This is a genomic window from Parageobacillus caldoxylosilyticus NBRC 107762, from assembly GCF_000632715.1.
GTDB lineage: Bacteria > Bacillota > Bacilli > Bacillales > Anoxybacillaceae > Saccharococcus > Saccharococcus caldoxylosilyticus.
Genome location: NZ_BAWO01000013.1, coordinates 115,668 through 130,561, shown reverse-complemented (window position 1 = coordinate 130,561; position 14,894 = coordinate 115,668). Strand labels below are relative to the sequence as shown.

The window sequence follows — 14,894 nt, the reverse complement described above, 5'->3', positions numbered from 1 at the left end:
CCCCCTGTTCGAGGGCTAGGAATAGCCGATAGACAGGAAAACTGGCTTCCCTTCCCTTTTTGCTTTTTGAAACGCTTCTGGCAACCATTCCAACCAATTGACAGGATTTGTTTCATGCTGCTTCAAATAAGGACTTTTCGACATCACTAACCAATTATATTTTTCGTTATAACGTTCCCGTTCCAGATATTTCTTCATTATGTAACACTTCCTTTTATGAGTATAAAAATAGCTCTGGCCCGGAAATCTCGTCAAAAATTTTTTCCTAAACAGAAATACCAATTCAAAAATGAAATATACTTTGCATCTGATGACAGCTTCGGTATTGTCCTCCCTAAGCAGATCAAAAATCTTTTACGGTTGTCGTCCCCTATTTAAATGATAAGCAATGCATCCCTCTGAATCGTCACATTCACCGGAGTTTTAGTGAGAATCTCGCCATCGCTTTGTACAATAACCGGCCATTCAGAGGCCACTTCTACTTGTCTTCCTTTTATCATGGTTACACCAGAATGAAAAACGTGTTTGCCTTTATACGCCTTTGGAAAAGTGCGTAACAGATCCCATTTTGTGATGCTGTGTACGATGCAAATGTCGAAAAGGCCATCATTATAACAAGCATCCGGACATATTTTAATGCCTCCGCCGTAATTCGGGATATTGGCAATGGCAATTAACCATACATTAAAAAAAGCTAGGTTCTTCCCATCAACCTTTAATTGAATGTTGACAGGACGATATTTGAATAAAACATGCAAGAAACTAAGCCCATACGAAAGATCACCTAATCTAATGAAATTCAACCATTTCTTATATTTAGAAGCATTATTTACCTCGGCGACTTTACCGTCAAAACCGATCCCTGTTATAGTGAGACAGTATTCTTCACCAATTCTTCCAATATCAATTTTTCTTTGCTTTCCTGTTAATACACGTTCCAGCGCCTTTTTATAGTCCATTGGTACATCAAGAGCCCTTGCAAAATCATTTCCCGATCCTGCAGGAATAACACCCAAAGGTATATTTGAATTGATTAACCCGTTTGCAACATCATGGACGGTACCATCTCCGCCTATGGCAACAACAGCAAAACATCTTCGAGAAGAAAACCCCCGAGCGATTTCTGCCGCATGTTTTGGCCGTTCGGTAAACCGCACTTGATAATTTACCTGTTTCTCTTGCAGCAACTTCTCAACCTTTTTCCAAACTTTTAGTCCTTTTCCGTTTCCCGAGATTTTATTGACGATAAAATAATACATAAATAGATCTTCCCTTTTTATTAGAGATGGCAATAGTCTTGAAGAATATGCGGAAATCGGTTTATTGTGGTTAAAAAGATCATTCCAAACTAGGACTATTTTCACTAATTTTACCATTTTACCGTCTATTTTTTAATAAAAATTTTCCCTTTGATAAGAAAAATATTCAAACAGCTGCATTGACGTTATCTGGTGAAACAATTACACGAATACGCTTGAGAATCACTTCAAAATACAAATGATTGAAATGGCAGGAATATTCCCCCAGACAAGATTTCAAAGAAACCGTTGTTTCATGAAAAAATCTTGCGAACCAACCGGCTGCTTCCATATTCACAAAGTATTTATCCCGTGATAATTGCCAACTTACGGGTCGCGAAATACACGATTCATTCATAGGCTGGATTCATAAATGTTTGTCCAAGTGGCTATTTTGAAAAAGGGCAGATCATTAAATCTGCCCTTTTCCTTTTCCATACACGAAACCACTGATTTTGATGAAATGAGGGATTTAAGAGGTGTTTCGTGTCACCTTGTGGAGAATTAATAGAAACCAACACAAGAACATCCTACAATGATAAGCAAAATAAATAGGACAACAACTAAGGCAAAAGCGCTCATCTATAACACCTCCTATGGAGTATTGGGGGATGACTATTGTGCTCCTTGATTTTAAGGTATGTTTTTAAAAAAGAGTTAGATTGGACAAATTCCCCAACGGATAAGAAAATTCCGCTTTTATCTAATTCATTGCATTTCTAATAATGATTACATCCATTATTATTTGTCATTCCAATTGCATCCCGCTTAAATTTCCGCTTGTTTAACCAAAATCAATTTGTACAAGCCAAAGTCGTTCGTTCTTCGCGTAACGAAGAAGCTATATGCAATGCATGAAAATGGATGTGGGTGAAATACTGTAAGTAAAGCGCTTCCCTAAAGGAGTGAAGAACGTGGGAAAAGGTGGAAGTATCAAAATTCATCTATTTTTACTATTGGTTGTTACTGCCGTTTTTATTTGGTCAGCGATCAAACCAGCAAGTTACCGGACATGGCTCCTGGAGGTTAGTCCTGCCGTTGTCGGTTTGATCATCGTCATCGCATCATACAATAAATTTCGTTTTACTACTCTCTCTTATGTCATTATTACTATTCTAGCCATTATGATGTTCGTCGGCGGTCACTATATCTATTCCAAAGTCCCGCTTTTTGATTGGATCAAGGACGCTTATGACTTAAAGCGAAATCATTACGACCGATTTGGGCATTTGCTTAAAGGCTTATTTGCGATTGTGCTGAGAGAAATTTTATTGCGAAAAACTCCATTAACGAAAGGTCCTTGGTTAGTTGCCATTGTCCTAAGCATGTCGCTGGCCATCGCTGCTTTGTACGAAATTATCGAATGGTTAGTTTCTAAAATATCTAAGGGAGGAGAAGCAGCTAAAAACTTTTTAGGAATCCAAGGCGATATTTGGGATACTCAATGGGATATGTTGTGCTGCTTGATCGGCTCCATTGTTGCATTGTTTATCTTTTCTAAACTACATAACAGACTGTTAAAAAAAGAAGTAGTAAAAGAATAAAAAAGATGGGGCTCCCCTTATTTTAGCCGTTTCGGTTGAAATAAGGGGAGTCCGTCTAAATGAAATAAAGACCATGTAAAAACAAAGGAGTTCTTCTAATTTTTTATACAAATAAATTTTGTAACGATTCAGTTCATCGCTAGTTCATTTGATAGAAAGTAAAACGAAGAGGGTGTTTTCTCTCCCAGAAAACACCCTGTTTATTTGGGAGGGGGAAATAAGCAAATGCTTTTTCCTTCTATTTGGATGGTGGATATTTGTTCTCAATTCACCGTCCTCCCCTTCTGTCCATTCTTGATATTGCTAGCATGGACAGAAACAATGAGGTTTTAACCCCCTTCTTTCGTTGGAGGCTGAATATGAATCACAGCCCATTACCCCACTCCCCCCTGTAAAGCGGACGATCCAGTGCATATAATCGTCGATATCTCTCCTCACTTTTAAGCAGTTGTTGATGGCTGCCATCCATGGTAATTTTCCCGTTTTCAAGGAAAAGGATACGATCCATTTTCTCCACGCCCATCAAATGGTGCGTTACCCAAATGATCGTTTTTCCCTTCAGTGTAGCGAAAATGGTAGCCAATAAGTTTGCTTCTGTGATTGGATCGAGCCCAACTGTAGGTTCATCCATGATGACTATCGGAGTGTTTTGCAATAATACCCGTGCCAGTGCTATTCTTTGCCGTTCACCGCCGGAAAAGCGAGAACCTGTTTCATGCATGTTCGTCTCATACCCTTTAGGCAATTGCATAATCATCTCATGCAATTGAACCATCTTAGCTGCTTCATATACTTCTTCATCTGTTGCTTCCGGGTTGCCGAGGCGGATGTTGTTCATGACGGATGTATTGAATAAATAAGGCTTTTGGTTGAGAACAGCCATTAATTTTGGAACAGCCGAAGCCAACTCATGTGCGTTCATTCCATTTATAAGAACTTCCCCACGAGTCGGTACAAGCGCTCCTTGAATTAATTTCAACAATGTCGATTTTCCGGATCCGCTGCGTCCGATGATGGCAATCTTCTCCCCTTGTCCTATTTTTAAACTAAAATCGTCCAGCAGCGGTGTTTCAGAAGTATATCCAAATGACAAATGGTTTATTTCAATCGTTACTTGAGATAAGTTTAGTGAATCTTTCCGTCCATCTGCTTCTATCTGAAGTGGAGGGGACTGTGGTTGAATGGCTTCAAGACGCTTTAATGAATCTTGATAGGATGATGTTTCACTAACCGCCCCTGCAAGCGGCAAAAAAGATTCCACTAAGGACAGGGCTGCAAGACCGCAAGCAGCAATCACCGTGGGCGAGAATTCTCCTCTTAGCGTTTGCTCGTTGGCCCAATAGATGGCTATGATGACAATGGCGCCAAGCACAATCTGATTTAAAACGTCCCGCCAGTTGACAAAGGAATGTTTTTTCGTTTCCAGTTCAAGCAGTTTTTGTTCTTGTGTTTCGTATCGCTGAATATAAGTCGCGTATTTCCCGCTGAATATCCAGTCGCTTATGCCAAAAATCGTATCGGTAAACTGTTGATAAAGTTGGTGTTTTCTCCTTTTCCATTGTTCATTTTTTGTTTTCATATAAATGTAGGAAATAATTGGGCCGACAAAAACCAACAACCCTATGAATACAGCCAGGAGAATGGCGAATGGAATCGAGAAAAGTCCTGCGCAAATAATGATCACTGTGTAAATAGCTAATGAAACGATTGAAGGAAACAGTATTTTTAAATAAAAATCCTGCAAATGTTCAATATCATCGGCGAGGGCACCAAGAATGTCACCCGTGCGCAAGCGGGAACGAAGAAACAATGCTTGCGGCTCAATGATTTTATATAAGCGGGCGCGCATGTCGGAAAGGATTTTCAAAACCAATTGGTGTCCTGCCAGTCTTCCCACATAGCTAAGCACAGCCCGGGCAATTCCGAATGCACGGACACCGACAATCGGCACATAAACCATTAAAATGGATTCAGGTTGTGTCGCCGCTTTCGAAATTAAATAACCCGAAGTAAACATCAATGCTCCGCCAAAGAGAATGGTAAGCGAACCAAGAAGAATCGCCAGCGCAAACAAGCCGCGATATTGACGCAAATATGGGAAGATCCAATTTTCCATTAGATGCCCTCCATTTGTGTTTTAACAAGCTGATAATAAGTAGAATTCTTCCTTATTAACTGTTCGTGCGTTCCGATTTCGACTATTTTGCCTTGATCAAGAACAATGATTTGATCCATATCCAGCATCCAATGCAAGCGATGGGTAGCAAAAAATACGAGCTTGCCATTAAACAATTGCAGCATCGTTTCTTTTAATTCGTATTCTGTTTCAATATCAAGATGGGCAGTTGGCTCATCCAGCATGATGATAGGACGGTTGCTTAAGAATGCCCGCGCGAGGGCGATCCGTTGTTCTTGTCCGCCGCTTAAGCTCCGCCCCCCTTCCCCTATGATTGTCTCCTTCCCCTATGATTGTCTCGAATCCATTCGGCAACGATTGAATCATTTCGGCAAGGCCCGCTCTCTCTGCGGCCTTCTCAACTTCTTTGACCGTTGCCTCCGGATGATAAAAACGAATATTGTTGAAAACGGTATCATGAAATATATAAGGGTGTTGGGGAATATACGTTATTTGGCTTTGCCAATTCAACTGGGATAAAGTTGTTAATTTCTTACCGTTTATCTGAAATTCACCTGACGAAGGTGCTAAAAATCCGCTTAATATATCAATCAATGTCGATTTTCCTGCACCACTGGCTCCAATAATTCCAATTTTTTTTGAGCCCGAAACAAAAAATTGGATATCTTGCAAAGCTGGACGATCACTGTCAGCAAAATGTACGCTTACCCCTTTCACAGAAAATGTGCTTGTTGATTGCCAAAGGGGAATAGGATCCTGTTTTTGCTGCAACGATTCCTTATCGAGGATTTCCTGAATCCTTTTACCCGCATTTTTGCCGTCAAGCGTCGCATGGTAATCAGCCCCGACCTCCCTAATTGGCAGGAAGTACTCCGGCGCCAAGATCAGAATCGTCAATGCCGCACGCAACTCCATCTTTCCGTTTATTAAATCTATTCCAAGAAAAACGGCGACGGTCGCTATGGAAAGCATTGTAAAAAAATCCAGTGCAAACGAAGATAAAAAGGCGATACGCAAAGTTCCCATTGTAGCCCGACGATATCTTTCGCTGACTAAGATAATTTGGTCGATGTGCTGCCGGCTTAATCCCAAATATTTGAGGGTTTCCAACCCTCTCAACGAATCGACAAAATGGTTGGACAGCATTTGATAGGATTCATATTGGCGATCGGCCTTTCTTTTTGCCGCCAATCCAAGCAATATCATAAAGGCAATAAGTATCGGAACGGCTAGGGCTAAAATGACAGCAGAGCGGATATTTATAAAAAAGATAAAGATGCAGATCATGGCAGGGATCATTGCCGAATTCATCAATTTCGGAAGAATAAGCTCCAAATAGCGGCGGAATTTCATTATTCCCTCCATAACCAAGGTGACGGTCTGTCCGGAGCCTTCTTCTTTTACAAAACGAGGGCCGAGTTGAAACAGCTTTTGCAGCAATGATTCCCGAAACTCTTTACCCGTTTTGGCCGCAAAATGGTAGGCTATATTTTTTTTCCAAACGGTAAGCAGTTGGCGGATAACTAACGCAAGAAAGAAAATGACCAACTTTTTAAAGACATTGGCAAACGAATCTCCCCCGAAAAGGGAGGAGATTGCGTCTGCCAAAAAATAAGCCTGAATAATAATGATAGCACCTTGGATAGCCGTTAATATCGCCAGCCCAGCTAAAACCGGCTTCATCTCTTTGTAAGAGAACAACGCTTTATCCATCAGTATGTTAAATGCTCCTTGTCAGATACTCGTTTGCGGAATACGTAATAGCTATAAATAGTATATCCTAAAACAAACGGTAAAATAGTTGCCGCTACAATTGTCATTATTTTTAGGGAATATGCCCCGCTGGATGCGTTGTAAACCGTTAAATCAAAAGCTTTGTTCAAGGAACTGACCATCACCCTTGGGAACAGTCCAACGAATATCGATGATACCGTTAACATGATTCCAAGCCCTGTCATGGTGAATGCCATTCCTTCGCGTTTATTGGAAATGAAATAGTATGATAATCCAATAGCAAGCACAATCAATACGACAATAATAAGCTCAAGGATAGGGCGCATCTCAAAAATATCTGTCACAAACGAAGAAAGTCCTACAAAGACGACAAGTGATCCAAAAACGGCCAACACCAATTTTTTCGCCAATGCAGCCGACCGTTGTCTGATCTCTCCTTCTGTTTTTAAAGACAGGAACGTCAAACCATGCAATAAGCACAGCAATGTAATCGTGAAGCCGCCCCAAATGGAATAAATATTAATAACATCCGAGAACCCGGCTTCCATATTCATATCTTCACCGATCGGCATCCCCTTAAGCATGCTTGTAAATAGAACACCTAGAAGGAACGGCGGCAGCAAGCTTCCGAAAAAAATCATCCAGTCCCATGTATTCGTCCAACGCGTATCTTCAACTTTGCGACGAAATTCAAAAGCAACGCCGCGCCCAATGAGGCCTAGCAAGACTACCAGCATCAATAAGTAATAGCCGCTGAACATCGTTGCATACCAGTTCGGGAATGCCGCAAAAATGGCTCCCGCTCCAGTTATTAGCCATACCTCATTCGCGTCCCAGAAAGGACCGATTGTATTCACCATTACGGTCCTCTCCTTTTGGTCACGGGCAAGGAAACGAGTCGACATTCCTACACCAAAATCAAAACCTTCAAGAAAGAAGAACCCAATAAAGAGTACGGAGATTAAGACAAACCAAATTTCACTCAATTCCATCTTAAACACCTGCCTTATTGAATGGATCTATTGATACCGCTGAATTTACATCTTGATGCTCTACCGGTCCTCGTTTAATTTCACGAACCATCAAATAAACCATCACACCTGCAAGAATCGTGAATATCAACGTGTACATCATGATGGAAAATAATATGGTCCCTGAAGAAACATTTGGTGATACAGCGTCAGCTGTCGTCATCAATCCAAATACCGTCCATGGCTGACGGCCCACTTCAGTCATGACCCATCCGAAAGTGTTTGCCAAAAATGGAAATGAAATAGCAGGAACCAGGATTTTCAAGAACCTACTGCTTTGCAGAAGACGTCCCTTTTTCCACAGATAAAGACCAATCATCGATAATAAGATCATCGCCATGCCAAAGCCAACCATTAAACGGAAGCTCCAATACGTCGTTTTGACTGGAGGGATATAATTCGTACCTTCGCCAACGATTCGATCGTATTTTTTCGCATATTCAGCTTGGAGAGTTTTCATTCCTTTTAAACTGCCTTCAAATTTAGAATAAGATAAATAGCTTAATGCATAAGGAATATTTAGTTCAAACTTATTTTTTTGATTTTTTGTATCAATCCAGGCAAATGCTGACCATGGCGCAGGATCGGGCGTATCTTCCCAAATGCCCTCTGCAGCTGCCATCTTCATCGGCTGTGTTTTCACAAGATATTGTGCTTGTGCATGTCCGCTGAAGGCAGTACCCAAACTGCCGACTAAACCAATAATTAAGGCGATATTCATGGACTTCTTGTAAAATTGAATATGTTTCTTTTTTAATAGGTTATAGGCACTAACACCAGCAACGAAGAACGCTCCGGTACATAATGCACCTGTGATGACATGCGGAAACTCCACCCACAATTGTCCATTCGTTATAAGCGCAAGGAAATCAACCATTTCTGCCCTGCCATTTCTAATTTCATAACCAACAGGCACTTGCATGAAGGAGTTTGCTGTTAAAATCCAAAAACCGGAAAGCATAGTTCCAATCGATACAAGCCAAATGCTTGCCAAGTGCACCTTTTTAGGCAACCGATCCCAGCCAAAAATCCAAAGTCCGATAAAAGTAGATTCCATAAAAAAGGCAAGCAATGCCTCAATGGCGAGGGGTGCCCCGAAGACGTCACCGACAAATCTAGAATAATCCGACCAGTTCATCCCAAATTGGAATTCTTGAATAATTCCTGTTACAACCCCTACGGCAAAGTTAATCAGGAACAAATGTCCCCAGAATTTCGCCATTTTTTTATAAATCTCATTTTTCTTCACTACGTATAACGTTTGCATCAAAGCGATAATAAATGCTAGGCCAATGGTAAGCGGCACAAAGAAGAAGTGGTAGATTGTAGTCAAAGCGAATTGTATCCTTGCCAACATTACTGGATCCATGACATTTCCTCCTTTAAGTATTCCCCAGAATTTGACCTATGTTGACATCATGTTCATATTTTCACAAAGATGACTATATGTTCAAAACTTCACATAACTATGCACCTTAACCCATGGTATTTCCTCTTTTAGGACTTTCATCAGAACACGGCCTGGGGTGATATCATATTCATAAATTCATAAAATTAAACATTATTAACATGGTAAATGTGAAAATCGCACAAAAAAAACAGTCACCTTCTGAGTGGCGAAAACAGCTTTATTGAATGAGAAACTTACTAATACTATAACAAAAAAACGATCATAAATTCTTTGATAGTTTGACAAATATGTTACAAAATTACGTCGAAATTCGTAAAAGATCTTACTGCATGTAAGATCATGTTCACCATGTTTAGATTAATATGAAAAAAACAACGCCCTTAGAGACGTTGTTTTCCTTTTCTTATATATTTTCATTGGGTGTCGTCTCCTTTTTAACCACCGTATACGTTTGACCATTCTTTTCCATCTGTTCCGTCAATTCAATGAGGACGACAGAGTCGGCACCTTCTGGCATCATCGCGCCGGTCATAATGCACGCAGCCGTATTCGCTGTCAGTTTCTTGGTCGGAACTGCACCACATGGGATCGATTCAATAACTTGCAGAGTAACTGACCGTTCGTCGGAGGCCCCTTTTGTATCAGTCGACCGGACGGCAAACCCGTCCATCATCGACCGGCGAAAGTGGGGAAAGTCGTGCGTCGCTACCACATTTTCACCGAGGTATCGGCCAATGCTGTCCGTCAGCTTCACTTTTTCTGTACCAAGTGGGCGAATCCATGATTCAAGACGTTTTTGTGCATCCCAAATGTCAACAATTTCTCGCTGAAATCTCATCTTTCGTCTCCTTCTTTCTGCTAAACTTAAGAAAGGCATGCCCTAATGAACGTCCTTCCCTTTTATAAGGACAAGTGCGTGGGGAAGGACAGGTTGAACGACATCAAAACATTCTTGTACCCCTTTCGAATTTCCTGGAAAGTTTACAATAAGTGTTTCTTTGCGAATACCTGCTACAGAGCGGGAAAGGGAGGCATACTTCTTTTTCGAAAGTGTTTTCATTCGCATCATTTCAGTTAATCCGGGAGCTTCCTTTTCAATCACGGCTTTCGTCGCTTCCGGCGTCACATCTCGAGGTGCAAACCCCGTGCCCCCAGTCGTCAGCACAAGATCACAGCATACCTCATCAACGAAGTGAATGAGTGTTGCCTCAATGACCGGTTGTTCGTCAGGAATAATCTCATATACCGCTACTTCCCCATCAATACGGCGGACAAGCTCACACAAGAGCAACCCGCCCCTATCATCTCGCTCACCGTGGAAGACTCTATCGCTTACTGTTAATACACCGACTTTCCAACCCAATCGTCACTTCTCCTTCCTCTCATCTGTCTTCCCTTACACATAGTCACCGCTTTTGCCCCTGTTTTCCGCACCAAGTAGATGGGGCCGTTTACTTTGCTTTTATCTGCAACTTTGCACATATCCTGAACCTCTACACGACTAAAATCGGCAACTTCTTATGTATTAGTTTGCCTTACTTGTCTGTTTAACCTTTGTACCTAGAAAACTAGTTAGGGCTGGCCGTACCTCATTTGTATCTTTGCCACTCTTCTGGAGTGTCGATGTCTGCCCCCCATAGTGGATTGTCAAAATCGACATATTTTAGTTCAGCTAAATGTTGTTGAATGACTTGTTGTGCACCCTGGTTTCCTTCAATACAAAGCAACTCCGAGAAAATTTCCGCATCAAACAAGACTGGATGACCAGGGACAGATGCATAGCGGGGACGGATAATTTTGATATTTTTTGACTTTGCCATATCATATGTTTCCCTCAACCGCTTAACAACCATAACAGGAATAAACGGTTGATCAGCCAAAAAAATAAATGTTGCTGAAACTTTATCCTGAATAGCTTTCACCCCGGCCTTTAACGAAGACGACAACCCTTCAGAAAAATTTGGATTGTGAATCACAATAGCCGGTAAATCACGGGTATGTTCCTTAAGTAACTCGGTCTGTTCGCCGCCCACTACGACCAACTGGTCGGAGTCCCGAGTGTACAGCGGTTTCAACTGCATGTCGAAACAGGGGCTTTCCGTGCAAGTTAAGAAATTGTTTTGGTTGTCCCATTCGTTTAGACATGCCGGCAGCTAAAATAATAGCACCAATATCGTTCATACACTTTTCCCACCAATTAAATAGTATGCCAACTACCCACCACCTGCGCTTCGCTTAGAGGTGAGGGCTTCAAGCGACTGTATGTTTTCGCCGAACAATAAGCAACATACAAGAACCCTTTACGCTTCCTTTCGTTCCGAAGGTGTTCATTCTTCCACAATATTTGTCAATACCACATTAGCATGTTTGCCGATGTTCAAAATGTAACACCTTGGAAGAAAGGATCATTTGGTAGGGCGCTGCAAGTAGAAGCGCCCCAGCCGTCAAACGTGAATTTTTTCTCTACCGTGCAGCGGCTGCCCCGGGCGAGCCGATCGCACTGCGAGTAACTCAGACACGATGGAAACGGCAACTTCTTCAACCGTTTCTGCACCCACATCCAGTCCAACTGGTGCATGAATCGGTGCACTGTTCATGTCGGCGCCAATATTCTGAAACATCTCCCGAGTACGTGACAAGGGACCAAGTATACCTATAAATTTTGGTTTTGCCTGCAGCGCTAGACGTAGTGCAGCTTCGTCCCGCATTTGCAAGTGATTCATGATTAGCCACCAGTTCCCCTCCAGTTGTGCTGGATCAACCTCGTCAGGTTCAGCTACCAGGTGTTGGGCCATAGGAAAGCGTTTGACTCCGTTAAATTCTTTGCGTGGATCGAGCACGGTTATACGGAATCCGCATTTGGCAGCGAGCTTCGCCACTGGAACGGCATCGTGACCTGCGCCACAGATGATCAAATGTTCGTTTGGCCGCATCGTGTCAATGTAAAAACGTCGATTATCGACTATAGCTATCTCCGCTCTCGTACGATTTTCGACACGATCTATCAGCTTCCGCGCGACAGCTTCTGGCAGCTTGTCAATATCGCCGGCGATGGGATTTTTCTCGTCAAATACGACACGGATACCCGTTGGCAATTCAATAGCCAGTGAGATGGCACGATCTTGGGCGATGGCTTCCTGCACCGATCGCCAGAAAGGATCTTCAGAATGAATAGGAAAGATGGCGACTTCCATCGTTCCTTTGCAGCCAATCCCAAGAGACCATAATTCATTTTCACTGAGGTCATAATTTACGAGTCGAGGTTCGCCTTCTTCTATTGCTTTTTCCGCCCATCCATAAAGGTCCGATTCGAGGCAGCCCCCGCTGAGTGTACCAAACATATTACCTGTTTCGGTCATCATCATTTTGGCACCCGGCAGGCGGTACGCGGAGCCTTGTACCTGGGTAATCGTCAATAGAGCATTCATTATTAGTTCTAAAATCTTCGACTCCGTCAAATTAGCAAAGTTATTTTAGTAGTTTAACGGCTGTGGGAAAACAAGAATGATTAGAGATGATGTGAATTTGTATATTATATATCAACATTCTTCTTGATCTTTTTATCAGTTGAGAAAGCTTATGGAGTATAAAGCAGCGATCGTTGGCGTTCGGATGGTATTGGTTCCTCCGAAGAATACTTCCTGCAACTGTCCGATTTGCGGGCATGTTGCCAAAGAAAGCAGATCGTCAAGGGGGCAGTTTTATTGTCGCGCTTGTGGGTATGCTCCCTCCCTGCCAACAACGTGGCTGCGGAAAATATCCGCAGGGCTGCGGTCAACCATCCGAACGCGGCAGCCAATTAGCTAGCTGCAAGCTCACGGCTTAAGCCGTTGGGTAGTTGACATAGTCACGTCTCCTGATAAGAAAGAAGCCAAATAGGCCTCTTCCTTTCGAAAACGGCTCCCGGGAAAGGAAATGTACAAAAGTTAAACTCCTATTTTTTTAAATAGATGGTTGACAAAGGTAGGCAGAACGCAAACTAAGAGGGACAGATCACTAAAGAATCCCCACTTTCACCGACGTTAGCTGGTAAGTGGGGATCATCAAAACCTTCCCGATCGAAAAATCGAATATAAAAGCCAGCAAAACATTAAGGTAGCGACGCAAAAGCCAATCTCGATCGCCGGGATTTTCCACAGCAATGTCGATTGTCTGCCCATCGACGAGCCGATGATGATGCCGACCATAATGATGCTGAAGGAAAGCAAAACGATGCTAAACGATAAGCGGTTGCTGATTTGGTCTAATTTTCTCAATAAAAACTCCAAGTCAGCGATGCCAATCTCCCAGCGCACTTTTCCTTGTTTCATCAGCCTCGTTAATTCTTTTACATTTTTCGGCAAATCCACGAACAGTTCCCCATAATCAGAAAGGCGTTTCCATGCCATTTCCGCTACGTTTTTCGGCCGCATCCTCTCCTTTAGCAACTGGCGGCCAAACGGTTCGGCAATGTCGATCATGCTAAAGTCAGGATCCAGCTTTTCCACGACCCCTTCCATCGTCAACAGCGCCTTCCCTAACAATGTTAAATCGCTCGGGATGCGAATCGAGTGGCGGAATGCAACATGAAGCAAATCCTGAACCGCTTCGCCGAGGCTGATTTGGCTCAACGGAATATGATAATATTTTTCCCGTAATTGCTCGATATCCTGACGCAGCTGTCTTATATCTACTTCATCCGGTACTAAGCCCATATCCCCGATCGCTTTCATGACTCCATCGGTGCTTTGACGCATCAAAGCGATAATGAAGGACGATAAGTGATATTTCATTTCTGGAGTAATTCGCCCTACCATGCCGAAATCAATGAAGGCAATTACGTCACCTGGCAAAGCCAACACATTTCCCGGATGGGGATCGCCATGAAAAAAGCCTGCCATGAAAATTTGCTGGAACATTCCCTTTGCCAGCCGCTTCGCCAGAGTTTTTAAGTTATAGCCGCGTTGTTTCAGCCACTCTAGTTCCCCTAGTTTGATGCCTTCCACATATTCCATCGTCAGCACTTTTTTTGTTGAATAGTCCCAAAACACTTTTGGCACATAAATAGCCGAATCGTTTTGAAACTGTTTGGAAAATTTCTCGGCGTTGCGCGCTTCTACGGTGTAATCGAGTTCTAGGCGAAGCGATTTCGATAGTTCGTCCAATATATCACGTATGCGATATTGCGCCGCCCACTCTAAGCGGCGTTCCGCGAGCACGGTCAAATCTTGAAGAATTTCCAAATCCGTTTCAATGATCGCGGCGATATGCGGACGCTGGATTTTCACCGCCACCTTTTCGCCGGAATGAAGGACCGCCCGATGAACTTGTCCGATGGAGGCAGCGGCAAGCGGAGCTTCCTCAAAAGACTGAAAAATATGGTCCAGCTTCCCTCCCAACTCCTCCTCAATAATGCGGCGAACATCGTCAAACGAAAAAGGCGGGACTTGATCTTGCAATTTTTCCAGTTCACGGATAATGCCTTCCGGCAGCAGATCGGGGCGCGTACTGGCCAGCTGTCCTAATTTCACGAAAGTTGGTCCTAATTCCTCAAGCACAAGACGGATGCGCTCACCAATCGTTTTTCCGTTCTTCTCCTTTTTGTCCACACGAAGCCGTTGTGGAAGGGAAAGAAACTGGGAAAAGCCGATTTCCTCGACCACCATTTCAAAGCCATGGCGGAGCAAAGCAACCGCAATATCGCGATAACGGCTCATATGACGCATTCTTTTCCCAATCATCCGTCCATCCCCTTTAATG

The 14,894-nt window shown here is 42.8% G+C and carries 14 protein-coding genes and 2 pseudogenes; 2 read left to right on the top strand and 14 right to left on the bottom strand.

The features are described 5' to 3' along the window. Window positions 1-15: 15 nt before the first annotated feature. From GCA01S_RS05880 to GCA01S_RS19230, 4 genes are all read right to left on the bottom strand, one after another. Window positions 16-198, bottom strand: coding sequence for a DUF255 domain-containing protein (locus tag GCA01S_RS05880; RefSeq protein ID WP_042408022.1), 183 nt, complete (start codon window positions 196-198; stop codon window positions 16-18). 176 nt (window positions 199-374) lie between these two features. Beyond that, window positions 375-1,376 carry a diacylglycerol/lipid kinase family protein gene (locus tag GCA01S_RS05875; protein ID WP_071997934.1) on the bottom strand — a complete coding sequence of 334 codons (1,002 nt, stop codon included), beginning with the start codon at window positions 1,374-1,376 and terminating at the stop codon, window positions 375-377. 49 nt (window positions 1,377-1,425) lie between these two features. Next, window positions 1,426-1,596, bottom strand: a complete 171-nt coding sequence (locus tag GCA01S_RS20055; RefSeq protein WP_155835554.1) for a hypothetical protein — start codon at window positions 1,594-1,596, stop codon at window positions 1,426-1,428. Between the two features lie 206 nt (window positions 1,597-1,802). Beyond that, window positions 1,803-1,880: a YjcZ family sporulation protein gene (locus GCA01S_RS19230; protein WP_071532920.1), complete on the bottom strand. Its 78-nt coding sequence runs from the start codon at window positions 1,878-1,880 to the stop codon at window positions 1,803-1,805. A gap of 332 nt (window positions 1,881-2,212) precedes the next feature. Here GCA01S_RS19230 and GCA01S_RS05870 point away from each other — a divergent pair, with 332 nt between their 5' ends. After that, window positions 2,213-2,842, top strand: coding sequence for a DUF2238 domain-containing protein (locus GCA01S_RS05870; RefSeq protein ID WP_042408014.1), 630 nt, complete (start codon window positions 2,213-2,215; stop codon window positions 2,840-2,842). 364 nt (window positions 2,843-3,206) lie between these two features. Here the strand turns inward: GCA01S_RS05870 and cydC are convergent, their stop codons facing one another. The 9 genes and pseudogenes from cydC to GCA01S_RS05830 form a co-directional block, all read right to left on the bottom strand. Beyond that, window positions 3,207-4,958: a thiol reductant ABC exporter subunit CydC gene (gene cydC, locus GCA01S_RS05865; protein ID WP_042408012.1), complete on the bottom strand. Its 1,752-nt coding sequence runs from the start codon at window positions 4,956-4,958 to the stop codon at window positions 3,207-3,209. After that, window positions 4,958-6,692 (bottom strand): annotated as a pseudogene (cydD, locus tag GCA01S_RS05860) (thiol reductant ABC exporter subunit CydD). The gene cydC and the pseudogene cydD overlap by 1 nt, the downstream one beginning before the upstream one ends. Further along, window positions 6,692-7,705, bottom strand: coding sequence for a cytochrome d ubiquinol oxidase subunit II (cydB, locus tag GCA01S_RS05855; RefSeq protein ID WP_042408009.1), 1,014 nt, complete (start codon window positions 7,703-7,705; stop codon window positions 6,692-6,694). The pseudogene cydD and the gene cydB overlap by 1 nt, the downstream one beginning before the upstream one ends. 1 nt (window position 7,706) lies before the next feature. Then, window positions 7,707-9,113 carry a cytochrome ubiquinol oxidase subunit I gene (locus tag GCA01S_RS05850; RefSeq protein WP_042408005.1) on the bottom strand — a complete coding sequence of 469 codons (1,407 nt, stop codon included), beginning with the start codon at window positions 9,111-9,113 and terminating at the stop codon, window positions 7,707-7,709. Between the two features lie 445 nt (window positions 9,114-9,558). Next, window positions 9,559-9,993, bottom strand: coding sequence for a MoeA family protein (locus GCA01S_RS05845; protein ID WP_042408059.1), 435 nt, complete (start codon window positions 9,991-9,993; stop codon window positions 9,559-9,561). A 42-nt stretch (window positions 9,994-10,035) separates the two neighbouring features. Next, entirely contained in the window at window positions 10,036-10,518 is a 483-nt protein-coding gene (locus GCA01S_RS05840) for a MogA/MoaB family molybdenum cofactor biosynthesis protein (protein ID WP_042408002.1), read from the bottom strand. 226 nt (window positions 10,519-10,744) lie between these two features. Next, window positions 10,745-11,188 carry a nucleotidyltransferase family protein gene (locus GCA01S_RS05835; RefSeq protein WP_255212261.1) on the bottom strand — a complete coding sequence of 148 codons (444 nt, stop codon included), beginning with the start codon at window positions 11,186-11,188 and terminating at the stop codon, window positions 10,745-10,747. Next, window positions 11,160-11,288 (bottom strand): hypothetical protein, encoded by a 129-nt coding sequence (locus GCA01S_RS20850; RefSeq protein ID WP_255212262.1) that lies wholly within the window; start codon window positions 11,286-11,288, stop codon window positions 11,160-11,162. The genes GCA01S_RS05835 and GCA01S_RS20850 overlap by 29 nt, the downstream gene beginning before the upstream one ends. A 311-nt stretch (window positions 11,289-11,599) precedes the next feature. Beyond that, on the bottom strand, window positions 11,600-12,583 hold the full coding sequence (locus GCA01S_RS05830) for an XdhC family protein (RefSeq protein ID WP_081804173.1): 984 nt from the start codon (window positions 12,581-12,583) through the stop codon (window positions 11,600-11,602). Window positions 12,584-12,734: 151 nt separating this feature from the next. Between GCA01S_RS05830 and GCA01S_RS21275 the strand changes: the two are divergent. Further along, a pseudogene (locus tag GCA01S_RS21275) lies at window positions 12,735-12,818 on the top strand (zinc ribbon domain-containing protein); the annotation flags it as partial. 380 nt (window positions 12,819-13,198) lie between these two features. On the opposite strand, the gene GCA01S_RS05825 reads toward GCA01S_RS21275, so the two are convergent. Further along, window positions 13,199-14,875, bottom strand: coding sequence for an ABC1 kinase family protein (locus GCA01S_RS05825; protein ID WP_042407997.1), 1,677 nt, complete (start codon window positions 14,873-14,875; stop codon window positions 13,199-13,201). Window positions 14,876-14,894 lie beyond the last annotated feature (19 nt).